This window comes from Saprospira grandis, assembly GCF_027594745.1.
Taxonomy (GTDB): domain Bacteria; phylum Bacteroidota; class Bacteroidia; order Chitinophagales; family Saprospiraceae; genus Saprospira; species Saprospira grandis.
The window spans coordinates 783,904-809,250 of sequence record NZ_CP110854.1 but is presented as its reverse complement, the minus strand read 5'-3'; the positions used below and the strand labels follow the sequence as shown (position 1 = coordinate 809,250).

Here is a 25,347-nt window from a genome sequence, read left to right as displayed (position 1 = left end):
CTTTTTCATATAGAATTAACAACTTACAAATAACTTTTTGGAACAAAACCCTGTAAAATTACGTATTATTGTGACAAGGAATAATTCCACACTCAAATTCTGTCCAAGCAATTTTTTTTCAAAGAACACTTAAAAATTAAAGTTTTGAAGAAGCTATATTTGTTTTTTACCCTACTTTGTTTCGCAAACTTTGCATCTGCCCAAATTCAAGTGAATGCCTATGCTAGAGTAACGAATATTATAGGGAATGACCTACAGTTGAGCCAAGTAGATGAGGCTTTTGATAGTTTTGAAGATGGCGAAGAAGTCCTGATCATTCAAGTTCAAGATGATGTAATTGGCGCCAATATCGCTAATAATAGCAGCTTTGGAGAGCTGGACCAAATCCTGAATGCAGGCAATTTTGAAATTGCTCAGATTTTATTTCATACAGAATCTGCCGGCACGCCTGTTAGCATTACCCTCCAAAATCCACTAAGTAGACCCTACAGTACAGGGCCTAATAGTCGCCTGCAAATTGTCTCTTTTCCACAATTGGGTAGCCCCAATTATACGACAACCTCAGATATTACGGCCAAGGCTTGGGATGGCCAAACTGGAGGCGTCCTCGCCTTCGAAGTGCCTAATCAACTTACTCTGGCCCACAATATTTCTGCCGATGGCCTAGGCTTTCGTGGAGGAGCTGTTTCTAGAAATGCTTATGGCGCCTTCTGTAGCTCGCATAACGTCTATATCAGCAGCTCTGATGAATATGGCGCAAAAGGAGAGGGAATCTACCCCAATACAAACGCTAATTATACCTATGCCAAAGCCAAAATGCTTAATGGCGGTGGCGGCGGCGGCCACCACAATGGCGGCGGCGGCGGCGGAAATTATACTGAAGGGGGAGAAGGTGGCCGTGGCTATAATGGCGGAAGAGATGTCTGCCCTGTAGCTACATCTGTTGGCGGCCAGCCAGGTATAGCCCTAGCTAGTCAGATTGCTCCCAACCGAGTTTTTCTCGGCGGTGGCGGTGGCGGTGGCCAACAAAATAATAGCCGAGCAACTGCCGGAGCTAATGGAGGTGGCCTGATCTATATCAAAGCTCAAGAAATCATTAGCCCCGCTAGCTGTAGTGGAGTCTCTATTTCTGCCAACGGAAATGATGCCGCTTCTTGGACCAATGATGGTGCCGGCGGCGGCGGCGCCGGAGGAAGTATCCTACTGTCTGTTAATAGCTTTTCTATAAATACAGCTTGCCCACTTTTAGTAGAGGCTAGCGGCGGAACAGGAGGTACTAGCAGCAGTAGCCCACATGGCGGCGGCGGCGGCGGCGGACAAGGCGTTGTCTTCTACTCTAATACTAGCCTAATTACTAATGTTAGTAGCCGAACAGATAACGGATTGGCAGGCTGTAATAATAACTCTAGCCCCTGCAATAATTTTGCAGGTATTCCTTCTGGAATAAATGGAGATGGTGTCTTTGATGATGTACTACTCCCCCTAGAATTGAGCTATTTTAAGGCCCAAAAACAAGACGAAAAAGTGCTGCTCAGCTGGGGCGTTAGCGCAAGCGATCAAACTACTTTTTTTGAACTGCAACGTGCCGCAGATGGACTGGAATTTGAAGCTATCGCCCAAATTCCCGCCCAATTTAATCAAACTGATTATACCTTCCTAGATGTCGAACCCATCAAAGGCCAGTCTTATTATCGCCTGCTACAAATTGGCGAAAATGAAGAGAAACAGTACTCTATTATCCAAGCGGTTTACCTAGAACAGATGACTAATGCCATCCAACTTTGGCCCAATCCCGCCAAAAATGAACTCTACCTCGCTAGCGAACAAGTAGACGAAATTACTCAACTAGAGTTGCTGGACCTCCAAGGCCGTAAGCAAACTATTCAATACCAAAAAGAAAATAATCGCCTGCATATCCAATGGGCGAACCTCCCCCAAGGCATTTATTTTCTCCAAATTATTGGAGAAGACTTTTACCAAACTAAAAAGATCCAAATCCATTAAATAACTATTTTTCTGGGGCCTGCGGCCGCCCTTCTATTTGGGGCGGCCGCCCCTATGCTGCAGGGCTCGCAAGCCTGCTCGGCCCTCAGCCCTGAGGGCTTCGGTCTGGCCTTTCAGGCCACCCTTCCGCAGCGGTAGGCCAAGGGCCCTGCGGGCCAGGCGGCTGCGCCGCCTAAAAAATAATTAGCGAATCTGAATTTTTTCAGTGTACTGAATATGAGCCCCCGTAATTTGGAGGAAGTATACGCCCAGAGGAATATTTTCCCAGCTTAGTTGGTAGTCTTGTCCATGGCCCTGACATCGTATTTCTTGTTTTCGGCCCTGCAAATCAAATAACTGCAACTGAATTTCTTGTTGGTTTTGTTCAAATCTTAAATACAATTCATTTTGAGCAGGATTGGGATAAATCCTAAATGGATTGTTTGTGATAGACTCAAGGCCTGTAGTGAGAGTAAACGGATAGCAAGCAGAGGTTTGGTTGCAGCTGTTTAGCGCTAGCTCAACAGCATAATTTCCAGAACTACTAGGAGCAAAACTCATATTATTGGCGCCAGGAATAGCCAAGCCGCTGTTGCAATCAATCCATTGATAGCTACTCGCATTCGGGCTGGCAAAAAGGCTGTCGTTGCTTTGGCTAACTGTGCTATCTAGCTGGTCAATGGTTAGTTGAAGATAGACGATAGAGTCGCAACCTGCAGCATTACTAAGTAGATAGCTTGCGCTATTGTTACTGCTGTAATAAGTATTCCCATCAATCCAACTAAAGCTTCCACAGGCCTGCTGCTGGTCAATAGAACTGCTAGCTTGAGCCAAAATAATCTCTAAGGAATCTTGGGCCCGGCAGCCTAGGCTATCTTGGCCAAAAACATAAATCCATTCAGACTGACTTGGGGTGTAGTAGCTGTTGTTGGGCCAGTGGGGCTGGAAATAAATGCTATCGGCTCCACTAGCCGACAAATAGATGGAGTCATTGACACAAACAATATTTTGTGGGGACCAATTGGATTGAATTTGTAGCTGACAAGCTCCAGTTAAACCCAATAGAAAGGCATCTTGACCAGCTTGACTTTGGGCTAGGCCTGCACTAGAATTTGGATCAAAGTTAATGCTGTTGGAAAAACTTCCACCCAGATAGAGTTTGCCATTCGGACGAATCAAGCTAGCCGCAGCAATTTCATCGGCATTGCTGCCCCAGTTTTGAGCCCAGAGAAGCTCCGCTTGAGCAGAATAACGAGCTAAAAAGAGATCAAAACCTCCACTTGCCGCCAAAAACTCGCTGTTGCCAGTAGCATCAGAAATGTTTAGGTTGTTGGCATAATATCCCCAAAGATAGATATGACGGCTATTGTCAAGCAAAATACCCCGGGCAGCCTGCGTAGAGGTATTTCCAAAACTATGTCCCTGTACAAAATTAAGCTGTGCATCATATTGAGCAAAAAAAGCATAACGTCCAGAATAACCCGTCACCGAATAAGTAGCTGCTGAGGGATCTAAATCAGTCGTAGCGTTAAGATCGCCACAAATGTAAAGCTCATCAGTGGAACTAAGCACAATATCTCCCAAAATATGCCCCCCACCAGAAGAAGACCTTAGTCCAAAACCTGCCAGATATTGTCCCTGTGCATTATACTTGCTTACAAAAATCCCATTGGCACCACTATAAGAAATACTTTGGGTACTATTAGAGGGATCTAGGTCTAAACTGCCATAATAACTGCCCAAAAGTAGCCAATCTCCCTCGCTATTTACCTCTATTTTTTGGCCATAGTCCTGATATTGATTGCTCAACTGAAAACCTCTCTGATACTGAAAACTGCTGTCATAAGCTAGAACAAATACATCATAAGTAGAATAACTTCCCTGATAAGGTGTCGAGCGCCAATATTGAGGAGTGGCCCCTAGTGAAATATTAAGGCTGTCCTTAAATCCTCCCGTCAAAAGCAAATCTCCTCCAGCCGTTTGCGCAATATCTCGAATCATTAAATCACCCTTGGCACGCAAAGCGGCTCCCCTTTGCCACTGCCCAGCAGTAGAGAGCTGAAGTAGAAAACCATCTGTATTGCCATGCGCATCAGCTGCTAGACTATCTGTTTGTCCAGCATGTACCCAGCTCAAAGGGCTACTAAAACTACCCACTAAATAAAGCTGCTGCCCAATAGTTTTAAGCCCATAAAGCTCAAAATTAGCATTACTTTTCAATTCGCCTTGCCAGATTACTTGTCCTTGTGTATCCTGCTTTTGGATCAAATATTCCTTTTGTCCCAAACTCTGCCCTAAGACATACTGAGTATTACCTACCGCCAAAATGCTATCTTCATAGGCATAAGCTAGGTAGATATAGTCCTGTTCATCCTGAGCCAAAAGCAGCAGTCGCTCTGTAGATGGACCTTCTGCCGTTTGTAAATTCTCAAAATTTAATTCCTGAGCTTGCGCCCAACCACCCAATGTTAGGCAAAAAAAGATAAGGTAAATAGATAAACGATTCATAGTTTTTGTTAAGACAGAACGCTCTTCAATTCTTTTTTCTAGAAAGTTCTGAGGTTAAAAATGTCCAGCCCTTTACAACAACACTGCCAGCTTAAAGACTTTAAATGTCTAATAAATAATCTAATGGCTAGACTTTTGGGCCAGGCGGCTGCGCCGCCCCCAACCCGCAAATTGGACCAATCCGCAAAAAAAAGGAAGCAAAATTTGCAATTCCGCAAAATGAACGTATATTTGCCATCGAGCCAAGAGGCAGGAGCAGCTCCTACTGAACTCCCCCAGGTCGGAAACGAAGCAAGGGTAGGTGGTTGAGCGCTCCGTGCAGGTCGGGCTCTTTTTTTATGCCTATAACTAAGCCAAATATATAAAGCCGCTTTTCTATGCAGAAAAGCGGCTTTTGCTTTTATAATAACTGTTCAGGATCTTCTGTACCCTAATAAAACTTGAGCATTTAAACGGCTTAATTTTATGAGGGGTTTCCACCCTCATTCATCAATCATTGCGAAGCAATACCATGCCTGCTGTAGGTTTCAACCTACAGGTATCTATCCATCCTACAGGCCCGAAGGGCCGCAGGCCTAGCGATGTGCAGCAGTGGCCCAAAGGGCCAGACCGAGGCGCGAAGCGACGAAGGGCCGAGCAGGCTTGCGAGCTGCGGAACGTAGCGCCGACGAGCGTAGCGAGACGGAGGCCCCAAAACTACCCCAAAGTTTCCAAAATTGCCCGAATCCTGGCCTGCTCCGCCTCCGTCTGCTTCCACCAACTGTAGGTCCAAACCCGCTCCAAAGGAATATTCATCCGCTGCAAATAATCACGACGGAAGAAGTCCCAAGCATAGGCCTCCTCCGAATAATCCGCATGATAGAGGTCAATGAAAAAGGCCAATTTAGGCTGCCCCTGCCCATCTCTCAACAAAAAGGGAATCTGCAAACCCGCCAACTGTGCCTGCCAATCTAACTGATAACCCTCGGGCAAATGTTTGGACAAAAAACGATGGAACCGCAAGGCGAAACCCGCTAAGCGACTCTCCGGATTAAATTCTTCTAGCTGCTTTTGGTCCGAATGCGTATAGACTAATTCCAAAATCTGCTGCCGCAATGCCTCATTCCCCTGACTAACCGCCTGCGCATAGGCCAAATAAGCATAAAATATGGCCTTGCCATAGTTGCCCTCTTCAGGAACCAACTCCCGATAACGCAAAATGTACTCCTGCGGAATACTCGAGAAAAGTACAATTTTCTGCTTGGCCCGACTAATCAATACGTTCAGTAAACGATAGCCCCGTTCTCTGTTGATCGGACCAAAGTTCTGTATGAAACGCCCATCTTCTCGCTGCCCAAAGGTGGTCGATAAAAGCAAGATGTCTCGCTCATCTCCCTGTATGTTCTCTAAGTTCTTGACAAATAAACCCGCTGCCTGTAAGGCCTCAAAGGCATTGGCCTCGCTCTCTGACTGACTCATCCGCTCCTGCATTTTTTCTAAAATGAGGTTGCGCTGCTTGAGGTTAAAAGTAGCCACGCCTATAGCCGGTAGTTGCGCTTTATGTTGCCCATAAAGGGCCAATAGCTCTTCTAAAATCGCCTCCGCCTCTGTCGGATTCGTCGAGTTTTCATATAAACCATTTATCGCCCGAAACTCAATGGGACAATAGTCTTCCTGGGCCGGCACTGGCCGCAAGCGCTTTCCATAAAAGGCCGCATTAGAAAAGTCAATGAGGTAGGGGTGCCGACTCCTATAGTGAATCTGCAAAAAACTCTCTTCATAACGCCCATCAGCTACAGAATACTCCAGTAAAGACTCACTGCCCGCCAAATAATCTACCGCCTCTTTTTCCAATTCCCAGGCGTTTTCATCCTCTTCCTCTTCTTCCAAAAAGGCCGATTCTCGACTGGCAAAGTAGTCGGAGGGCGGCATCTGCTGACTATCTCCAGAAATGACCTTAAGCCGCCCCCGCAATAGGGCCGAAAAGGTATCTTCCAAACGCAATTGACTGGCCTCATCAAAGATGACCACATCAAATAGATGGGGCTTTAAGGGCAACATGGCCGCCGCTACCGAAGGGTTGACCATCAATACCGGGAAAAAACTGCTAAATAGCTGCGGATCGGCCTCAAAGATTTGTCGCAATGGGGTGCGCTTGCCCCCATTGGCCCCCCTGAGGTTATAAATGGAATGCACTTTTAAGGGCGCTTTCTCTCGATTAAATTGATCTACGGCCTGCGCCTGCTTGGCCCGCCAATGCAATAGGGTATGCTGCTTCAATTCTTTGCGCATCCGCTCCTGCTCTTCCTCATAGTACTTGAGCAAACGAGCATAGCTCTCGGCCTGAGGTAAACGCTCTTTATCTTGCCGCTCTAAAAGCTCATAGATGTACCAGCATCTAAAATGCCCCTGCCAATCAGGCGGGTCGACCTCCGAAAGCGCCCGAAAGGCCTGCTGCTCTGCCGTATTGAGCTGCTCCCAGAAAAACTTTAAGCGATGATAGGCCTCAAATTCAGCCTCAAAACGCTCCAAGAGTTTCCCCAAGTTCTCATAAAGGTTCTCCAAATGATTGAGCCGCTGCCGCAAAATAGGGGAGTCAAAACGAAAGCCAACCTTGAAGATTTTACTCTTGCGATAACTCTCTGCAAAAACGTCTAGGTTGCGGCTGAGCTCTTGCACCCGCCCCTTAAAATCTACATGCGGATGCACATTCTGCAAAGACAGCTCATTCACCAAACGCTGGATGTCTTTGGTCCGCTCAAAGTACCAATCACTTAGTTTCTTGCTGTATTGCCCTATGTTTTTCTGCACTTCCTCAAAAATGATGATGTCCATATCATCCAACTTCAAAAACGGAAAGTCAAAGTAGTTGTACCGCTGATGAAAGCTGCGCAATAATTTATAATGGGCTACTACTTTTTCCTTATCGTCTTGTAGCTTTTTATACTTGCTAGAGACCGAACGAAGCAAAGAGCGATAAAAGCCCGTGTTTTTATTAAAGAAGTATTTGCTGGTCTCAAAACCATCTTCTATAAGGTCACGCATTTCTTCCAAGGCCTTGCCCTTAAAGCTCATGGTCTCACTATAATGATCTTCCAATAGCTTTTCATACTCATAAAGGTAGGAGAGTAGGTCGCTCTGCGCCGCATCCAAGGCGTTTTGTAAGCCTCTTAGCTTTTTGCCTAGCTCTTGTTTGACCGCATGGGTGTTTCCATTGCTAAAAAAATGATCACTAAAGGCATTAAATGGATGCTGTAGGCTGCCCAAAGCCCTAAAAAGAGGTTCGCCCTCTTCCAAAATTCTAAGTATTTCTTCCAACTCGGCATTCTCAAAGCTAAAGGCTTTGGGGGTCAATTTGCCCGCAATCCGCCTGCGATCATAGGTCAACGCCAAGTCCAAATATTCATCCACCAAATCACTCCAACGCTTTTCTCCCGATAGTTGCGCCAATAGTTGCTCATGATAGCCCTGTAGTTGCTGACTATAAGCGGCCATGCTCTGCAAACTCCGCAAATAATGACTAGAAGGTTTATAGCTTTTTTGCTTTTGCTGCAAACGCGCCCGCATAGAACGAACTAAGGGCCCTCGGTCTCGATACAAATCCTCCACAATGACCGCCAATTCCTCTAAACCTAGTTCCTTGAGGTTGTTGTACAAAACATCTAGGGCGGTCTTTTTCTCACAAACCACCAAACAACGGGCCCCATTAGAGAGTAGGTTGCTCAATACCGCCGTCAAACTCTGGCTCTTTCCCGTACCCGGAGGGCCCTGCACAATAATCTGCTTCCCTCGAAATAGGTCATGCAAAAGATGCTGCTGACTAGGGTCGGTGGGCACCATCGGAAAGCTATGCTGCATGAGCTTGGGCACCGCCTGCTCGCCAAATTCTCCCTGCGCAATAGGCCGCAATAATTGCCCTAATTCATCAAATCGCTGGATGAATTCCTGTATATCCTGGGCCAAACTCTCTTTCTGCCCCTTATACAAACCAAATAAACCGCCCCAAACCAATTTTGGCCCATTTTCCGTCAGCTCCAATAGCTCATCCTTGAGGGTCGGCAAAGGAACTAAGCCCTTTTTCCAACTCGCCAAAAGCGCTTCCCGAACCTCAGCTTCTTGCTTTTCTGGACTCAATTGGGCCAGTTGCTTCACGACCGTCTGCATGACTTCCCGCTCATCCAATAAACCATCTTCCATAAAATGATCATAGAGCGGAGATAAACGGATTTTCATGTCCTTGAGCAAATGCGCCGCTAAGGAACGGTTGCTAGAAAGCGCAAATTCATCACTTCTTTCTAAGGTCCACTCATTACTTTTGCGCCAATTGCGCTTTAACTCCAAAGACCAAACAAATAAGGGCGCCTTGATAATCCGACTAGGATCCTCTTGGTCCCTTTTTAATATAATCGGAAAACCAAAACCAAAAGTAGCCACTCCCTGCTCCGCCAAATGATCCTGATGGTCCAATAACATATTGTTGAGCCGACGCATCACTCGACCCAATTCAGGCTCCTCCTGCCAACGCTCTGCCGTAGGCCGAAACTGTAAACGGAAGTTAGGCTTGCTCAATAATATCGCTCCGCCAAACGAGGCTCAATCTGATTGAGATCCGTCAAGTTAAGGCGGTTGCGAGAACGCCCCGCCAAAGCATTCAAATAAATTGATCGGCGGTTAGAAAGTTGTAATCGCTGCTTGAGCTGCTCTAAAAATCGTAAATCAAGTGATGAGGCCTGCATAAGATTGGGCGGTTTTTCCAAGGAATTTTATAGCAGGAAGATAGCGAGTTTTTTTAGAAAATGCTTTACTTCTATCCCGAAATGAATACCTTCTTGTTTTTCTGCCGTTTTTGGGGCTGCCCCGCCTTGCAGGCGGGTCGGGCTGTGTCGCAGCTCGCAGGTCTGCTCGGCCCTTCGCAAAATTTCGCTGCGCTCATTTTGCTCGGTCTGGCCCTGCGGGCCACTGCTGCCCATCCCTCAGCCGGCTCGCTGCGCTCGCCTCTAGACGCAAAAGTCTAAGGCAGGCTTTTCTTTTGCACTCAATTTTTAAACTATACCTTATGAAGTACCTACTTTCTAGCGCTATTGCGCTTTTTCTGCTCGGCGCCTGCTCTGGCCCAAAAAAAATAGCCCAATCGTCTAAGTTTGACCTAGACCTGCTCTACCGCTCTTGGGAGGTGGTCTATATCGAAACCCCCAAAATGCAAATTGCTGGACAAGCCATGGGCGACCCCATCTATACCTTTACCCGCGATAGCTTCCGCATTAAAAGCTTTGTTACTCCCCCTCATGCCGATAGCGTTCGCTTCTTTTTTAGAAATGATAGCCTCTTTTACCAACACCCTACAAAAGTATTGCCCCCCACAGCTATTATAGAACTTAGCGATAGTTTGCTAATTTTGCAGAGCGAAAAGGCGGAATGGAAATTGCAAAAACCTGCAACATAAGCCTTTTACATACCGCATTTTTATCAATCTTAAACGCTTATTATGCCCCTTAGATCATTAGTTATTGCTTGTTTTTTGGCCCTTTTGGTCCTTCCGCTACAGGCCCAGAAAAATAAAAAATACAAGCCCAGCAAAGAAGAAAAAAAGACCATGAAAACACTCAAAAGCCACCCCTGGCAAACCGAGTACTTAGAACTCAATGGTCAATACATCGATTGTAATGCCCAAGCTGGCCCTATCGTCATGTATTTCTATGACCTCAAAGAAAAAGTAGAGGTCAAAAAAGGAAAAAAAACCAAGTACAAAAAACAAAAGGTAGATAAATGGAAGATGGATATCGGTGGCCGTGATCGCATCTTTGATTTCCAAGTCCGAAAGGACTCTATCCAGTTTCTACAAGTAAAGGGCTGGAACGATATGCGCATCATCAAATTAGAAGATGGTAAACTGGTCGTAGACCAATTGCATGAGGGGAATCTCCGCCGTTGGTATTTTGTCCCCGCCGAAGAAGAAAACATTTTTATGGATAACTAATTAGGCCCTTTGGCCCTCAACCTAAAGCGCCCGTCTACTGACGGGCGCTTTTTTTTTGTCCCTCTTTTCTACTTTTTTGGACCAAGTTTTCGGGATGCCGTTCTGCATCTGCACAATAGGGCAAAAAGGTCTTGATGGGGTGTTTGATCTCTGTCAAATAGGGCGTAAAAGCTTTGATGGGGTGTTTGATCTCTGTCAAATAGGGCAAAAAGGTCTTGATGAGGTGTTCTGCATCTGCAGAATAGGGCAAAAAGGTTTTGATGGGGTGTTCTGCAACTGCAGAATAGGGCAAAAAGGTTTTGATGGGGTGTTTGATCTCTGTCAAATAGGACATAAAGGTTTTGATGGGCTGTTTGATCTCTGTCAAATAGGGCGTAAAGGTTTTGATGAGGTATTTGATCTCTGTCAAATAGGGCGTAAAGGTTTTGATGTGCTGTTTGGCCTTTGGCCATGGCCGAAGGCCAAACGGCCTAGCGATGTGCAGCAGTGGCCCCTAGGGCCAGACCAAGCGGGCGCAGCCCGCGCAGGGCCGAGCGAATAGCGAGCTGCGAAACGTAGCGCCGACGAGCGCAGCGAGGCGGAGGCCCCAAATAAAAATCATTTAGTGGATAAGAGAAAAGCGTCTATCTAAAAAAAATGCAGTAGCCTAAAAACAGTCCTATATTGGCCAAAGAGCGTATCTTTCGCTTGTGAATTACATCAAAAAACCAAATTTTATTTCGTATGAGGATAGTCTATTTATGTTTACTGCTTTATTTGGGACTAGGGGCAAGTCTGCTGGCCCAGCGGCCTAGCTTTCCAGAAAATGGGGTGGTAGACCAAAGAGAGGGCTGCTACCTATTTACCAATGCCCATATTCAGACGGGGCCCAAGCAGTTGCTTAAAAATGCCCAGTTGCTGATTAAAGAAGGGAAGATTGTGGCAGTGGGCCAAAACCTAGAGCTCCCTCAAGGGGCCGTGGAAATTGATCTGGCTGGCAAATATATTTATCCCTCCTTTATTGAGTTAAGTAGTAATTACGGTCTTTCGGCCAACCCTAAAAAGGATAATAATCAGGGAAATCCGCAGTTTCTATCGGATAAAAAGGGGCCCTTTAGCTGGAACGAAGCAATTCGGCCAGAACAAAGAGCCGACCAGCTCTTTTCTCCCGATAAAAAGGTGGCTAAAGCCTTGCGCCAAGCGGGTTTTGGCCTTTGCCTTAGCCAACAAAAGGATGGCATTGCCAGAGGGAGCTCGGCCCTTGTTTTCCTAGGCGAAGAATCGGCCCAAGAGATGATTCTCAAAGGAGAAGCAGCGGCCCATTACTCTTTTTCTAAGGGGAGTTCCTCGCAAGATTACCCCAGCTCTTTGATGGGGGCTATTGCCTTGCTTCGCCAAACCTACTATGATGCGGATTATTACCAAAAGCAGGAGGCTGGACTAGAATACAACCGCTCTTTGGCTCGCTTTAATGAGCTACAAGACTTGCCGCAGTTTTTTGAGGCCAAGCAGCGCTTTAATATTCTGAGAGCGCATAAAATTGCCCAAGAATTTGGCAAGGAATACATCTTTGTGGGGGCAGGAGATGAGTATCGCCGTTTAGAGGCCTTGCAGGCCGCAAAGGCCAAATTGGTGGTGCCCCTGAACTTTCCAGAGGCCTATGATGTGAGCGACCCACTAGATGCCAACTTTATCAAATTGGGCCAAATGCTACATTGGGAGCTGGCCCCCGCCAATCCCGCCGCACTAGCCGATGTAGGCCTAGCCTTTGCATTAACCACAGAGGGACTCAAAAAACCAACAGCCATTTGGGCCAGTTTGCGCAAAGCTTATGCGGCTGGATTAAGTGAAGAGGATCTCTTGGCCGCCCTAACCACTCAGCCCGCTAGCTTTTTGGGCCTATCGGAGCAAGTTGGGACCTTAGAAGCGGGTAAATGGGCCAATTTCTTTATTAGCTCAGCCCCGATCTTGATGGAAAATAGCCAGTTGTTGCAGCATTGGGTGAAGGGTAAGGTCTATAGCGAGGCCAACCTTCAAGCGGCAGATATTCGCGGGACCTACAGCCTCAATTTGGCGCAAAAAAGTTATCAAATTAGCATAGAGGGCAAAGCCTTTAAGCCCACAGCAAAACTAACTTTTGCCGATAGCACGCAAAAGCCGATCAAACTAAAATTGGATTATCAGTACCCTAGCCTGAGCCTTTCAGGTAAATTTACGGCAGACAGCACAGCGCCCATTATTCGCATTAGTGCCCAATGGAAGGAGGGCAGCATCATTGGTTATGCCGAGGATGAAAAAGGCAATTGGCTGAATGTAAAAGGTCAACGCCAAGCCGCTTTTGCGCCTAAAAAAGCCGCCGAATTACCCAAAAGAGATAGCAGCCTGAACTGGGCCAGCAAATTGCGCTATCCCTTTACCGCTTTTGGTCATACGGCCGAGCAGGCGCCCAAACAGGAGGTCGTTCTCTTTAAAGGAGCTACGGTTTGGACCAATGAAAAGCAAGGCATTTTGGAGAATACCGATGTCTTGATTGAAAATGGGAAGATCAAGAAGATCGGCAAGAATATCAAGTTGCCCAAAGGGGCCAAATTGGTGGATGCTCAAGGCAAGCACCTCACAACGGGCATCATTGATGAGCACTCGCATATTGCCATCCAAAACGGAGTCAATGAGGGCACGCAGGCCAGCTCTGCGGAGGTCCGCATTGGGGACGTACTCAATAGCGATGATGTCAATATCTATCGACAGTTGGCTGGGGGCGTGACTACGGCCCAATTGCTACATGGTTCGGCCAACCCGATCGGGGGACAAGCGGCTTTGATAAAATTCCGTTGGGGCGTCTTGCCCGAGGAGCTCAAGTATGAAAATGCGGCTCCTTTTATCAAATTTGCCTTGGGCGAAAATGTAAAGCAGTCCAATTGGGGCGATCGTCAGAACAAACGTTTTCCCCAAACTCGTATGGGGGTAGAACAGGTCTATGAAGACTATTTTAGTCGGGCCCAAGCCTATGGCGAAGCCCTAAAAAAGGATCCCGAAAATACCCGTCGAGATATTGAGTTGGATGCCCTGCTCGAAATCCTGAATAAGGAGCGTTTCATTAGCTGCCATTCTTATGTGCAAAGCGAAATTACCATGCTGATGCGAATGGCCGAGCGCTATAATTTCCGCATCAACACCTTTACCCACATTTTGGAGGGCTATAAGGTGGCCGATAAGATGAAGGAACATGGGGCCGGGGGCTCTACCTTCTCCGATTGGTGGGCCTATAAGGCAGAAGTTCGGGATGCGATTCCCTATAATGCCAAGATTTTGGATGCTATGGATGTGGTCACGGCCATCAATTCGGATGATGCCGAGATGGGCCGCCGCCTCAATCAAGAAGCGGCCAAAGGGGTAAAATATGGCCAGATGAGCGAGGAAGAAGCCTGGAAAATGGTCACGCTAAATCCCGCCAAACTGCTCCGTTGCGATGACCAATTGGGCAGCATCAAGAAGGGCAAATCTGCGGATTTGGTCCTTTGGTCCGATCATCCGCTCTCTATCTACGCCAAGGCCGAACAAACCTATGTAGACGGCATTTGCTACTATTCTTTGGAGCGGGATCAGCGCCTTCGGGCAGAGCTCAAGGCCGAGCGTCAGCGTCTGATTCAGAAGATGTTGGGCGCCAAATCGGCTGGAGAACCTACGCAGCCCGCTATGCCCACAGAGGACAAGCACTACCACTGTGGAGATGTGCAGCTCAATGCCTTAGGAGGCTGGAAAGTAGATTAGGGGGATTTTGGGCCTCCGCTGAATATAATGTTGCGGCGGTTACTCCCTTCGGTCGTCGAACTGCGCCCTAAAGGGCTTGTTGTCGTTGCGGGGCTCGCTGCTGTTTTGGAGCCTCCGCCTCGCTTCGCTCGTCGGCGCTACGTTTCGCAGCTCGCTGTTCGCTCGGCCCTTCAGCCCTTCGGGCTTCGGTCTGGCCTACGGCCACTGCTGCACATCGCTAGGCCGGCGGGCTTCGCCCGCCTCTAGCCGCAGAAAAGGGGAGCACTAATTATTAACATGATACATATTATATATAGATGAAAAAATGGAGTTTGTTGGTCCTTTTGTTTTGGGCCATAACTGCCTCGGTCTGGGCACAGAAAACAGATCATTACCTTCTGAAAAACGTTCGTATTCATACGGGCCAAGGAGAAATTATAGAAGAAGGGGCCATTGCCGTCAAGGCAGGTAAAATTGTAGAAATTGGTCTGGCCAAAGAGCTAGCCCAGAAAAACTACAAAGAGCAGATAGATGGGCAAGGGCAGTGGGTTTATCCGGCCTTAATTGCTGCCAACACCCAATTGGGTTTGGTCGAGGTAGAGGCGGTTCGAGCCACCCTAGACTTTAGAGAAGTTGGCTACTTCAATCCCAATATTCGTTCTGTGGTGGCTTATAATACCGATTCGGAGATTTTGCCCACCATTTTGAGCAATGGCATCTTATACAGCCAGGTTGTTCCAGAAGGCGGACGGATTTCGGGGCAATCATCTGTTTTGCGCCTATCGGCCTTCAATTGGGAAGATGCGGTTGTAGAACTAGATGAGGGCACGCATTTGTGGTGGCCCAAGCGCTTTCAGTTTACGGGTTGGTGGGCGGCTCCTGGTCCCACTAAACTCAATGAGAAATATCGGCCCACTATAGAGGGGGTGCAGCTCTACTTGGATGAGGCTGCAGCTTACTGCGGGCAAGAGTCGCCTGAAAGAAATAACATCAAAATGGAGAGCATGCGGGGTTTATTCTTTGGAGATAAGCGTTTGTATGTGCATGTAGATGAGGCCAAGGCCATGTTAGAGGCCCATCAATTATTGTCGCCTTATGGAGTAAAGTTGGTTTTTGTTGGGGCAGCAGAGGCTTGGCGCATTGCCGACTTCTTGGCCGAGCAAAAGATCCCTGTTATTTTAAGCAACTTACACGCTTTGCCTCGTTTGGAGCATGATGATGTGGACCAGCCTTATAAAACGCCGGCCATCTTGCATGAAAAGGGCGTCAAATTCGCTTTGAGCATGCAAGGGAGCTGGAACCAGCGCAACCTTGCCTTTCAGGCGGGCCAAGCGGTGGCTTATGGTTTGCCCAAGGAAGTAGCTTTGGCAGCTATTACCAGCAATGTAGCGGAAATCTTGGGCGTATCGGATCAGATTGGCAGTTTGGAAAAGGGCAAAGCGGCTAGCTTCATCCTGTCCAAGGGCGATTTATTGGATATGCGAAGCAGTCAGATCACGGCTGCTTATTTGGATGGGAAGCTTTTGGATTTGGATAAAGACAAGCAAAAGCAGCTCTACAAAAAGTATATGGATAAATATGATTTGGAGGAGCCTTCGGGCAAAAACTAAAAACCTTAGCAATAAGGACCAAATAGTTTTTGATAATTGAGATAAAAGCTTATTTTTGCAGCCGCTCCTCCGCTCAGAGGGGCGGTTTTTTATTTTATCTAACCATATTTAACACTGTAAATCTTAATGAGACAATACGAGTGTACTTTCATCGTCGATCCCGTTCTGTCAGGTGATGAAATCAAAGAGACAGCTCAGCTTTACGTAGAGCATTTGAAAAACAACAAATGCGAGATCGTAAATGTTGCTGAATGGGGTATCAAGCAATTGGCTTATCCCATTAACCGCCGTAGTTCTGGAGCCTACTTCGTAGTAGAATTCAAAACTGAGGAGGTAATTGGAAATTTGATTGAGGAGCTAGAGTTGGCCTTCCGTCGTGATGACCGTGTTTTGCGTTTCTTGACTATCAAGTTGGACAAGCATGGCGTAAAATACAATGACGACAAGCGCAACGGTTTGATCGGTAAGAAAAAAGAGGAGAAAGAAGAGTCTGCTGAGAAGTAGTCTAGTTCTTTCATAGAATCATTCATTTATTCCAATTTAAAATTAACTTGTTATGGCAAGTAGAGAAGATATCAAGTTTCTGAGCAATCCTAAAATTGGCCAAAAGCGCAAAAAGTATTGCCGCTTTCGCCGTTACGGCATCAAGTACGTAGACTACAAAGATGTCGATTTCCTTATGAACTTCATCAACGAGCAAGGTAAATTGTTGCCTCGTCGTATCACGGGTAACTCAATGAAGTACCAGCGCAAAGTGGCTACTGCTGTTAAGCGTGCTCGCCACTTGGCTTTGCTACCTTATGTAGCTGACTTGATGAAGAAGTAATTGATTAAAGAAGATTGTTCAAAACTGATCCTGTTATGGAAATTATCCTTATCAAAGACGTAGAGAACCTAGGTTATGCCAACACTTTGGTGACTGTAAAGCCTGGCTACGCTCGTAACTTCCTTATCCCTCAGGGATTTGCTATTGTTGCGAATAAAGAAAACAAAGACTCTCTAATGGAGCAAATCCGCGAGCAGGAAGCTCGTTTGGCTAAGATGGCTGCTGAAGCTCAAGAATTGGCTGGCAAAATTGAGGCGGCAACGCTTCGTATTGCGGCTAAGGCTGGAACTAGCGGTAAGATCTTTGGTTCTGTTACTTTTGTACAGATTGCCAATGCGCTTAAAGAAGAGTTTGGTCTAGAAGTAGACAAGAAGAAAATCAAAATGCCTGAGGAGGTGAAAATGTTGGGTAAATACAACGCAATCATCACTTTGATGAAAGATGTACGTGCTACAGCTACTTTCGAGGTATACAATGATGATCCTAATGCTGTTGTTGCTGATGAGGTTGTAGACCAAACTGAAGCCGCTGCTGAAAATACAGAAGAAACTGCAGAATAATTTGCTGTTCTTCGCCTAAAAGGTCACTACTTATAATGGGGTAGTGGCCTTTTTTTTTGGCCTAAAAGGCCAAACTGCTTCGGATGAAAATAGTTATCTTGGCCGCTCAAAACTAGTTGATTTTTTTATATGAATCTTTGCATTGACATTGGCAATAGCCGCTCGAAGTTGGCGGTTTTTTCTGAGGAGGGAGAGCTTTTGCAATTGGTGACTAGAGAACGTTTTAGCCAAAAGAAGCTGGATAAGGTCTTAAAGAAGTACCCTATTCGGCAGGCGATTCTCTCTTCTGTACGCCGAAGAAACAGCCGTATAGAGCGACAGCTCAGTGGGCAGTTGCTGCATTTTGTTCGGCTCAATTGGGAGCTTGGGCTGCCTATAGAAAATAGTTATGCTACTCCAGAAACCTTAGGGAACGACCGCATTGCTGCTGTAGTGGCTGCACATAGTTTATTTCCTGACTCCAATGTATTGGTCATAGATGCGGGCACTTGCATTACCTATGATTTTATTACGGAGGGGGGCAACTATTTGGGAGGCAGTATATTAGCGGGTATAGAAATGCGTTTTGCTGCCTTAGAGCATTTTACGGCCAAGCTGCCTTTGGTCCAAAGAATAGATTTGGACCAAGAAATAGGCAACACCACATTGAGTTCTATACAAACCGGAGTGCAGTCTGGTGTCGTTTACGAGATGCAAGGCTTTATTGCCCAATACCAAAAAGAATATCCCGAACTTCGGGTGTTAATTACTGGGGGCGATGCCGATTTTTTTGAAAAGCGCCTGAGCAGTCAACTTTTCAAGGTGCCCAATCTGGTCCTTATGGGCCTCAATCAAATTTTAAACTATCATGTGCAACAACACACTGCCGACTAATGCAGTCTGCTGGGCTTTTGCCCTTCTTTTTTTGACTTCCTCTCTTTTTGCCCAAGAATATACTCGGGCCAATTCGCCTTATTCTCGTTTTGGTTTGGGAGATTTACAAGGCAATCAATTGCAGGTGGTGCAGGGCTCTGCAGGAGCACTTAGCGCTACCTTTAATAGTATCTGGGAAGTAGATCTTAGCAATCCGGCTTCTTTGGGCCACCTCAGAACGACTGCCCTAGAAACGGGGATTTACTATAAGCGCTCTAGCTTGAGCGAGAAAGCCTCTGGTCTTTCGGCCACAGCAAATGATGGCAATCTGAGCTATTTTTCTATTGCTTTTCCAATTACTAGAGCTTGGGAGCTAGAAAAAGACAGCCTCCGAAAAGGGATTCCGATCCAATGGGGGATGGGCCTGAGCCTACTCCCTCATAGCTCGATTGCCTATGATGTGCGGGTACTGCGTTCTGATGCCCAATTTGGTGATATTGAATATCAGTATGAGGGCGAAGGAAGCCGCTTTAGAGCAAATTGGTCCAATGGCTTTAAGTATAAAGGCCTATCTGCTGGGGTGAATCTGGGCTACCTCTTTGGCAACTTTTACCAAAACAACTATATCGATTTTCAGGATAGTGTCTATACCTTTGGCTATGACGAAGAGTTTCAGCTAGAAGAGAATGCCTCTGGTTTGCTCTGGGATGCTGGTTTGCAGTATGAGCACTTTTTCTCTCCCCTAGATGATGATCCCTTGATTTTTGAGGATTTACGGCTGACCGTAGGGGCTTATGCAAGCGGAAGTAGCAAAATTCAGCTACTTTCTCAAGAAAAAGTGATCCGCTATGGCGCCATTTATGCCCGAGATACCATCATTAATACAGAAGATGCCGTGAGCAGCATGCAAATGCCCTTAACCTATGGTTTTGGGATTGCCTTGAACAAAGGTTTGCATTGGCGCCTGGGCCTCAACTTTGAGCAGAGCCTTTGGTCCTCTGGTTTTTCTCATGATAATTCTAATATCAGAATGGAGGATAGCTATACCTTTGCCCTAGGTGCAGAGTATACCCCCAACTATAAAACCAGACATCTGCTAAAGCGGGCCAGATACCGTGCAGGCCTCTTTTATGGAACCGATGCTCGAACAATTGAGAGCGGAGGCAACGATTATCAGCTGCAGAAGTATGGCATAGCTTTTGGCTTGGGACTTCCCATACAGCCCCTAAAATCGCCTTTGTTGGGCCATGTGCAACTAGGCATAGAATATGGATTTTTGGGCCATAGCGAACTGATCAAAGAGAATTACTGGCAGTTTAATCTGGCCTTTACGCTCAATGATGGTAGCTGGTTCCGCCGTTCTAAGTTTAGATAGAACATTATTTGCAAAAGAGGAGCTGAAACAAGAAAAAAGCGGCCCGCCGCCGCTTTTTTAGCTTAAATCTTTGCTCTATTCTTTAGAATGTTGTTTTTTTGGTCCCCATGCTCCAAATTTGCAGCGGACAGGCGGCGAAGCCGCCGCAAAGGCGCGCAGCGCCTCGGCTGAGGGATGGAAAAGGGGGCGGCGAAGCCGCAGACCCAGCAAAATGAGCGTAGCGAATTTTGCGCAGGGCCGAGCAGACCTGCGAGCCCTGACACAGCCCGACCCGCCCGCAGGGCGGGGCAGCCCCAAAAGAAAAGAAGCTCGAAACAAAACAGAATAAGAGCCTAGCTCTTAGCTAACTAAAAAGAAATTAGATTATGAAATTGCATCCAAAAAAAATGATGAAATGGGCCCTCTTCCTTGGGCTCGGGCTTTTTAGCTTGCAAACGGCTTATGCACAAGATGCCGCAGCCGACAATAACTGTACAACTTGGGAGAGTTACCCCAAGGGGCGAAAAGCGGCCCGGCAGCAGCATGTTATTTATCGCGACCGATTTAATCAGCAAAACTATAAAGATGCTTATCCGATTTGGGAGGAGCTTTTTCAGCATGTGAAGGCGCCCAAAGGTGCGGAAACCCGCCACTTTGAAGATGGGGCCGTAATGGCTTACTATTTTGCAGGCCAGGAGGCAGATGCAGAAAAGAAAAAAGAATGGTTTGAAAAAGGGGATGCCCTTTATGAGCAAAATGCCGCCTGTAATGGGGAAGATGCTTTGGTGCGTGCCTATCAGGCCTATTATTTATACGCCAATCAGGCGCCTATGATGCAGACCATTAAGGCTTATGAGCGCAGTTTGGACTTGGGCAAAGATAAGGCGCCAGCAATGATTATGACGCCTTTGGCTACCCTCACCGTTTATGCTTTCCGCTCGAATGTAGAAGGCATTGATGCCGAGTATATGCGTAAACTTTATGCAAGTTTGGAGGAATTGGCCAAAAAGAACCCCAAAGATGATTACAAAAAAGCTTGGACCGAAGTAGATGCGCAGTTTGAGCCCATCAAAGATGCCATTTTTGGTTGTGCTTATTATACCAAAATCTGGCGCCCCAAGTTTGAGGCAGATCCTCGTAACCAGGCACAGAATACCGAAATCTTGACCGTAATCGGTAAGAAATGTGGTGGGGAAGATGAGTTCTATCTGGAAGTACGAAAGGCTTTTGAAGAAGTGGCGGACAGTATTGCTGCGGCCAACTTTGATAAAATCCTTAATAATGATACGACTACCGCTTACACCAAAATTTTGATGTACCGCTCTAAAGGCGCTCGTGAAGAGAGCCAGGAGCTAAAAGACAAAGCCTGGGAGTTTTATCCTGCCGCCATTGATGAAGAGGGTTGGGTAAGCAATGAAGTAAAAGCTGATTTGGCTTATCGCTATGCCGACCGCCTTTTCCGTGCAGGTAGTTTTGGTTCTGCTCGTAGCTATTGCCGCAAGGCCTCTAAATTCCGTCCCAATTGGGGAGAGCCTTATTTGCTCGTAGGAATTATGTACGCTTCTAGTGGTGGACGTTGTAGCGCCAAAGGAACGGGTTGGGATGCTCAGATTTGTGTTTGGCCCGCTATCGACGAATGGGTGAAAGCTAAATCTGTTGATCCTTCTGTAGCGGCTAAAGCCAACAAATATATTGGTCAATATAGCGCTTTTATGCCTACTAAAACGGAGATTTTCCAGCGCCAACTCAAAGAGGGGGCTAGCATTAAGGTACCTTGCTGGATTCAGCAAACAACCACTATTCGCGGACGCTAGGCCGTAGAAAAAAGATAAATTTGCACTAAAGAGTCAACTGCTAAGGAGTAGTTGGCTCTTTTTAATGTATAGAAAATGAAAATAGAAATTAAGGCCAATTTGGGCCTACAATTGGCGGTGATGCTCTTTGGTGGAGCGGGTTTATTTGCTCGTTTTTCGGGCCTTTCGGCTAGTCAGTTGGTTTTGGGCCGAACGTTTTTTGCGGCCTGTTGCCTCTTCTTTTTTTTGCCCAATGTCTATGCCTTAATCAAAAAAAACTACCAATTGAGTCTGCGCTTAGGCGCACTTTTGGCCCTGCATTGGTGGTCCTTTTTTATGGCCATACAGCAGGGGCGTTTGGCCTTGGGCGTTATTAGTTTTGCGGCTTTCCCCTTGTTTACGGTCCTTTTGCGGCCCCTATTGGGGCAGGGCCCCTGGCTGCGCAGCGATTTGGGCCGTTCGCTTTGGCTGCTTTTAGGGGTAGCGCTCTTAATTTTCCCCTCCTTAAATGCAGGCGATTTGCTCTATGTACAGGCTTGGGGCTGGGGACTTTGCTCGGCTTTTTCTTTTGCCTTATTGAGCTGGATCAACAAAAGGGCTTTGGCCAATTTAGGGGCTAATGCCTTGGCTTTTTTGCAAAATTTTGGGGCTTTTATCTGCTTGGCCTTTTGGCAAATTTGGCAGCTAGAAAGCTGGCCTAGCCGCTATTTGCCCTACTTTTATCTCCTTTTATTGGGCTTGGTTTTTACCGCAGGGGCTCACTTCCTCTACATTTGGGCTTTGGGGCATTTACGGACCGAAAAAGTGAGTCTGATGGCTAGCTTAGAACCCCTTTATGCCCTCTTTTGGGCCCTCCTTTTATTAGGCGATTGGCCCAGCTGGGAAGAGCTTTTGGCGGCGGTGGTTATTCTAGGCGCTGTTTTTTGGCCCAGAAATAGTTTGGAAGAATAAACTGATATTTTGGGGCTGCCCCTCGCTTTGCTCGGGTCGGGCTATGTCGCAGCTCGCAGGTCTGCTCGGCCCTGCGCTTTTTTCGCTTTGCTCAAAAAGCTGGGTCTGGCCTTCGGCCACTGCTATCTATCCCTCAGCCAGGCGCTGCGCGCCTCAGCGGCGGCTGCGCCGCCTTCCATTTTGGACCAAAAAAAATAGTAAGCACCAAAAACGCAACTGCTTACATCTTATCAATAAGACTATTAAGCCCAAAGGATTCCCCACTAACAAAAAACTAGAACCTATGAAAATTCTTCATTTTTTCGTCTTTGGGCTGTTGCTCAGTTTTGGCGCAGTCCAAGCCCAAACTCCCCGAACAGCCCCCCTAGTAGAAAAATCGCGACAGCAGACAGTCGAACCCAAAATTCAAATTGCGCTCCTACTGGATGCCAGCGGCAGCATGGACGGCCTTATTGAGCAGGCCAAAGCTCAGCTCTGGAAAATTGTCAATGAATTGGCCCGTAGCCGTAAAGATGGCAAAGCTCCAAATATTGAGCTGGCCCTTTATGAGTATGGAAAAGACAATCACCCCAGCAGCAATGGTTATTTGCTTCAGCTTGCTCCATTGACTACAGATTTGGACCTAGTTTCGGAAAAACTTTTTGAAATTCGCACCAATGGCGGCTCAGAGTATTGTGGTTGGGCCATAGAAGATGCCTTGGATAATTTGAATTGGTCGGATAGAGAGGAAGACCTCAAACTCATTTTTATTGCAGGCAACGAACGTTTTACCCAAGGCCCCAAAAACTATAAAGAGGTTTGCAAAGCAGCCGTAAAACGCATTATTGTGGTCAATACCATTTTTTGCGGGGCCTGCGAACAAGGCGTACAGCTTGCCTGGAAAGATGGTGCTGATCGGGCCGAGGGCAAGTACCTTTGCATCAACCAAAATGAAAAGATTGCCCATATCGAAGCGCCTCAGGATGCAGAAATTCTCCGTCTCAATGATACGCTTAACCGCACCTATATGAGCTATGGTGGCCGCAAAGGGGCCGAAATGAAAGCTCGCCAAAAGAAACAAGATGTCAATGCCGCTGCTTTTAGTCTAACCGAGCGGGCCATCTCTAAATCTTCTGGGGCCTACAAAAACTCTTCTTGGGATGCTGTAGATGCCTATGTAGAGAATGAAGATGTCATTTTGGATGCCGAGGAAGAGGAACTCCCCGAAGAACTCCAAGGGTTAGATAAAGACAAGCGCAAGGAAGTGATAGAAGCCAAAATGAAGGAGCGCGAACGCATTCAAAACGAAATTCAGGAACTAAGTAAGCAGCGTTCGGCTTACATTAGTGCAGAGCGGAAAAAACAAGCGGGCAAAAAGGGCAACAGCCTAGATGATGCCATGCTCAAAGCCGTTCGAGAGCAAGCCACTAAAGAAGGCTTCATTTTTGAGAAATAAAGTCAGACCTTAAGGTCCCCCATCCCCCAAAAGAAGGGCTGCCGAATTTTCGGCAGCCCTCTTTTTTGGCCCTTACTGCTCAAATTGAGCGAGGGCCTCAATATATTCTCGGCTATTGGATAGGCGAGGGACTTTATTTTGGCCCCCATATTTTCCTCTAGATTTTAGCCAGGCATGAAAACTCCCTTTGGCTAAAGTATGTAATTTTAGTGGCTGCAGGGCCAGGTTGCGGTATCTTTTGGCCTCATAATCAGAGTTGAGGCTTTGCAGGGTTTGGTCCAAATCTTGGGCAAAAGCGGCCAAGTTTTTCGGTTGTTGTTCAAACTCTATCCACCACTCATGTCCGCCCTTGCCTTCTTCCAAAAAGATGGGACCAACAGTATACTCACTAATTCGAGCGCCCCATTTTTCGCAGCAAATGGCTAGGGCCTTATCGGTATTTTGGACCATGACCTCTTCGCCAAAAACATTGATAAAATGCTTGGTTCGCCCACTAATTTGAATGCGGTAGGGGGCCAAACTCGTAAAGCGGATGGTGTCGCCAATTTGGTAGCGCCAAAGGCCGGCATTACTGCTAATGAGCAAGGCATAATCTTGGCCCAATTCCACTTCGGCCAAACTCAAAACAATTGGTTGAGCCGAGCCTAATTCACTTAGAGGCATAAATTCATAATAGACCCCATTATCGAGCAAGAGCAACATATCCTTATTTTGGCCATCGTATTGACTGGCAAAATAGCCTTCAGAAGCATTGTAATTCTCTCGGTATTGGACTTTTTCTGAGGGTAAAAAGGCTTTAAATTGTTGGCGGTAAGGCTCAAAACTAACGCCTCCATGCATATAGACCTCAAAGTTGGGGAAAATCTCCAGAATATTGGATTTGCCCGTCACTTCTAGTAGTTTCCGAAAGAGCACAATGGTCCAAGTGGGCACGCCGCCAATGGTTGTCAGGTTTTCTCGGCAGATTTCTTGGGCCATCAATTCAATTTTTTGCTCCCAGTCTTTCATCAGGGCCGTTTCCATAGAGGGCGTATAAAAGTACTTGCCATAAAAGGGCATATTGAGCAGCATAATGGCCGAAATATCGCCAATTTGACTTTCTGGAAATTCGGCAAAACGCTCCAAACTTCCTCCCATGATCAAACTTTTGGCATTGCTCATGACCTGCGTTTGGGGTTGGCTATGATACCAAAGTGCTAGGGCGTCATGGCTACCTTGCAAATGGCATGTTTTGAGGTTTTCCATAGACACTGGCAAATATTTGCTCTTATCGTTGGTGGTTCCTGAAGATTTTGAAAACCATTTAGTTTGCCCGGGCCAAAGTACATCTTTTTGGCCCAACATCATCTGTCGAATGTAGGGTTTTAGGGTTTCATAATCGCTTAGGGGCAGTTGTTTTTGAAAATCCTTATGTGTTTTAATTGATTGAAAACCAAATTCTTGTCCCCATTGGGTGTTTTTTGCTCTGCTAATTAAATGCTGTAGCCATTGTTCTTGTACTTCATGCGGATGCTGCATGAAATAGTGAATCTTTTTGGCCCGAAATGAAAATGCAAAACGCACAAGACTATTCAGTATCTTCATAAATTTCTTTTTTAATAGGCTTTTGGGGCGTTACTCCTTTCAGTCGTCGAACTGCGACTTTCAGTCTTGTTGTCGCTGCGGCTTTGCCTTGCGGCGGTTACTCCCTTTGGTCGTTGAAGGACGCCCTAAAGGGCTTGTTGTGGCCGGCTCGCTGCGCTCGCCTCTACACGCAAAAAAAGATAGATAGGTTAGGCGGCTAAAATAGT

19 protein-coding genes are annotated in these 25,347 nt (G+C 46.6%); 14 read left to right on the top strand and 5 right to left on the bottom strand.

Going from position 1 to position 25,347, the window contains the following annotated elements:
• The first annotated feature begins 144 nt into the window (after positions 1–144).
• Entirely contained in the window at positions 145–2,004 is a 1,860-nt protein-coding gene (locus OP864_RS03125; RefSeq protein WP_270099837.1) for a T9SS type A sorting domain-containing protein, read from the top strand.
• Positions 2,005–2,187: 183 nt separating this feature from the next.
• On the opposite strand, the gene OP864_RS03120 is transcribed toward OP864_RS03125, so the two are convergent.
• The 3 genes from OP864_RS03120 to OP864_RS03110 form a co-directional block, all read right to left on the bottom strand.
• Positions 2,188–4,491, bottom strand: coding sequence for a T9SS type A sorting domain-containing protein (locus OP864_RS03120; RefSeq protein WP_270099836.1), 2,304 nt, complete (start codon positions 4,489–4,491; stop codon positions 2,188–2,190).
• A 696-nt stretch (positions 4,492–5,187) separates the two neighbouring features.
• A complete protein-coding gene (locus OP864_RS03115; protein WP_270099835.1) occupies positions 5,188–9,039 on the bottom strand; it encodes an AAA domain-containing protein in 3,852 nt (1,283 codons plus the stop codon).
• Entirely contained in the window at positions 9,036–9,206 is a 171-nt protein-coding gene (locus OP864_RS03110) for a hypothetical protein (protein WP_270099834.1), read from the bottom strand. Before OP864_RS03110 ends, OP864_RS03115 begins: the two co-directional genes overlap by 4 nt.
• A gap of 60 nt (positions 9,207–9,266) precedes the next feature.
• Between OP864_RS03110 and OP864_RS03105 the strand changes: the two genes are divergently transcribed.
• Genes OP864_RS03105 through OP864_RS03095 form a run of 3 tightly spaced genes read left to right on the top strand, consistent with a single transcriptional unit; the run spans position 9,267 to position 10,447 of the window.
• Positions 9,267–9,485, top strand: coding sequence for a hypothetical protein (locus OP864_RS03105; protein WP_270099833.1), 219 nt, complete (start codon positions 9,267–9,269; stop codon positions 9,483–9,485).
• 41 nt (positions 9,486–9,526) lie between these two features.
• Positions 9,527–9,913: a hypothetical protein gene (locus OP864_RS03100; protein ID WP_270099832.1), complete on the top strand. Its 387-nt coding sequence runs from the start codon at positions 9,527–9,529 to the stop codon at positions 9,911–9,913.
• Between the two features lie 42 nt (positions 9,914–9,955).
• Complete coding sequence (locus tag OP864_RS03095) at positions 9,956–10,447, top strand: hypothetical protein (RefSeq protein ID WP_270099831.1); 492 nt, start codon at positions 9,956–9,958, stop codon at positions 10,445–10,447.
• Between the two features lie 34 nt (positions 10,448–10,481).
• Here OP864_RS03095 and OP864_RS03090 read toward each other — a convergent pair whose 3' ends face one another.
• A complete protein-coding gene (locus OP864_RS03090) occupies positions 10,482–10,856 on the bottom strand; it encodes a hypothetical protein (RefSeq protein ID WP_270099830.1) in 375 nt (124 codons plus the stop codon).
• A 314-nt stretch (positions 10,857–11,170) separates the two neighbouring features.
• Between OP864_RS03090 and OP864_RS03085 the strand changes: the two genes are divergently transcribed.
• From OP864_RS03085 to OP864_RS03040, 10 genes are all read left to right on the top strand, one after another.
• A complete protein-coding gene (locus OP864_RS03085; protein ID WP_270099829.1) occupies positions 11,171–14,197 on the top strand; it encodes an amidohydrolase family protein in 3,027 nt (1,008 codons plus the stop codon).
• 296 nt (positions 14,198–14,493) lie between these two features.
• Entirely contained in the window at positions 14,494–15,786 is a 1,293-nt protein-coding gene (locus OP864_RS03080) for an amidohydrolase family protein (protein ID WP_270099828.1), read from the top strand.
• Positions 15,787–15,912: 126 nt separating this feature from the next.
• Positions 15,913–16,290 carry a 30S ribosomal protein S6 gene (gene rpsF / locus OP864_RS03075; protein ID WP_270099827.1) on the top strand — a complete coding sequence of 126 codons (378 nt, stop codon included), beginning with the start codon at positions 15,913–15,915 and terminating at the stop codon, positions 16,288–16,290.
• A gap of 52 nt (positions 16,291–16,342) precedes the next feature.
• Positions 16,343–16,612, top strand: coding sequence for a 30S ribosomal protein S18 (gene rpsR / locus OP864_RS03070; RefSeq protein WP_002659924.1), 270 nt, complete (start codon positions 16,343–16,345; stop codon positions 16,610–16,612).
• A gap of 35 nt (positions 16,613–16,647) precedes the next feature.
• Complete coding sequence (gene rplI / locus OP864_RS03065; RefSeq protein WP_270099826.1) at positions 16,648–17,172, top strand: 50S ribosomal protein L9; 525 nt, start codon at positions 16,648–16,650, stop codon at positions 17,170–17,172.
• Between the two features lie 129 nt (positions 17,173–17,301).
• Complete coding sequence (locus OP864_RS03060; protein ID WP_270099825.1) at positions 17,302–18,045, top strand: type III pantothenate kinase; 744 nt, start codon at positions 17,302–17,304, stop codon at positions 18,043–18,045.
• Complete coding sequence (locus tag OP864_RS03055) at positions 18,020–19,399, top strand: hypothetical protein (protein WP_270099824.1); 1,380 nt, start codon at positions 18,020–18,022, stop codon at positions 19,397–19,399. Before OP864_RS03060 ends, OP864_RS03055 begins: the two co-directional genes overlap by 26 nt.
• Positions 19,400–19,764: 365 nt before the next feature.
• On the top strand, positions 19,765–21,192 hold the full coding sequence (locus OP864_RS03050) for a hypothetical protein (RefSeq protein ID WP_270099823.1): 1,428 nt from the start codon (positions 19,765–19,767) through the stop codon (positions 21,190–21,192).
• Between the two features lie 75 nt (positions 21,193–21,267).
• Positions 21,268–22,122, top strand: coding sequence for a DMT family transporter (locus tag OP864_RS03045; RefSeq protein ID WP_270099822.1), 855 nt, complete (start codon positions 21,268–21,270; stop codon positions 22,120–22,122).
• A gap of 283 nt (positions 22,123–22,405) precedes the next feature.
• The gene (locus OP864_RS03040) at positions 22,406–23,557 is read left to right on the top strand and encodes a vWA domain-containing protein (protein ID WP_270099821.1); all 1,152 of its coding nucleotides are present in this window, start codon (positions 22,406–22,408) and stop codon (positions 23,555–23,557) included.
• A 72-nt stretch (positions 23,558–23,629) separates the two neighbouring features.
• Here OP864_RS03040 and OP864_RS03035 read toward each other — a convergent pair whose 3' ends face one another.
• On the bottom strand, positions 23,630–25,141 hold the full coding sequence (locus OP864_RS03035; RefSeq protein ID WP_270099820.1) for a GH3 auxin-responsive promoter family protein: 1,512 nt from the start codon (positions 25,139–25,141) through the stop codon (positions 23,630–23,632).
• Positions 25,142–25,347 lie beyond the last annotated feature (206 nt).

What these genes read in the sequence shown, in the direction of transcription:
- OP864_RS03120 (WP_270099836.1), bottom strand. Translation starts at nt 4,491, where the DNA reads ATGAATCGTTTATCTATTTACCTTATCTTTTTTTGCCTAACATTGGGT.
- OP864_RS03110 (WP_270099834.1), bottom strand. Translation starts at nt 9,206, where the DNA reads ATGCAGGCCTCATCACTTGATTTACGATTTTTAGAGCAGCTCAAGCAG.
- OP864_RS03105 (WP_270099833.1), top strand. Translation starts at nt 9,267, where the DNA reads ATGCTTTACTTCTATCCCGAAATGAATACCTTCTTGTTTTTCTGCCGT.
- OP864_RS03100 (WP_270099832.1), top strand. Translation starts at nt 9,527, where the DNA reads ATGAAGTACCTACTTTCTAGCGCTATTGCGCTTTTTCTGCTCGGCGCC.
- OP864_RS03095 (WP_270099831.1), top strand. Translation starts at nt 9,956, where the DNA reads ATGCCCCTTAGATCATTAGTTATTGCTTGTTTTTTGGCCCTTTTGGTC.
- OP864_RS03085 (WP_270099829.1), top strand. Translation starts at nt 11,171, where the DNA reads ATGAGGATAGTCTATTTATGTTTACTGCTTTATTTGGGACTAGGGGCA.
- OP864_RS03080 (WP_270099828.1), top strand. Translation starts at nt 14,494, where the DNA reads ATGAAAAAATGGAGTTTGTTGGTCCTTTTGTTTTGGGCCATAACTGCC.
- rpsF (WP_270099827.1), top strand. Translation starts at nt 15,913, where the DNA reads ATGAGACAATACGAGTGTACTTTCATCGTCGATCCCGTTCTGTCAGGT.
- rpsR (WP_002659924.1), top strand. Translation starts at nt 16,343, where the DNA reads ATGGCAAGTAGAGAAGATATCAAGTTTCTGAGCAATCCTAAAATTGGC.
- rplI (WP_270099826.1), top strand. Translation starts at nt 16,648, where the DNA reads ATGGAAATTATCCTTATCAAAGACGTAGAGAACCTAGGTTATGCCAAC.
- OP864_RS03060 (WP_270099825.1), top strand. Translation starts at nt 17,302, where the DNA reads ATGAATCTTTGCATTGACATTGGCAATAGCCGCTCGAAGTTGGCGGTT.
- OP864_RS03055 (WP_270099824.1), top strand. Translation starts at nt 18,020, where the DNA reads ATGTGCAACAACACACTGCCGACTAATGCAGTCTGCTGGGCTTTTGCC.
- OP864_RS03050 (WP_270099823.1), top strand. Translation starts at nt 19,765, where the DNA reads ATGAAATTGCATCCAAAAAAAATGATGAAATGGGCCCTCTTCCTTGGG.
- OP864_RS03045 (WP_270099822.1), top strand. Translation starts at nt 21,268, where the DNA reads ATGAAAATAGAAATTAAGGCCAATTTGGGCCTACAATTGGCGGTGATG.
- OP864_RS03040 (WP_270099821.1), top strand. Translation starts at nt 22,406, where the DNA reads ATGAAAATTCTTCATTTTTTCGTCTTTGGGCTGTTGCTCAGTTTTGGC.
- OP864_RS03035 (WP_270099820.1), bottom strand. Translation starts at nt 25,141, where the DNA reads ATGAAGATACTGAATAGTCTTGTGCGTTTTGCATTTTCATTTCGGGCC.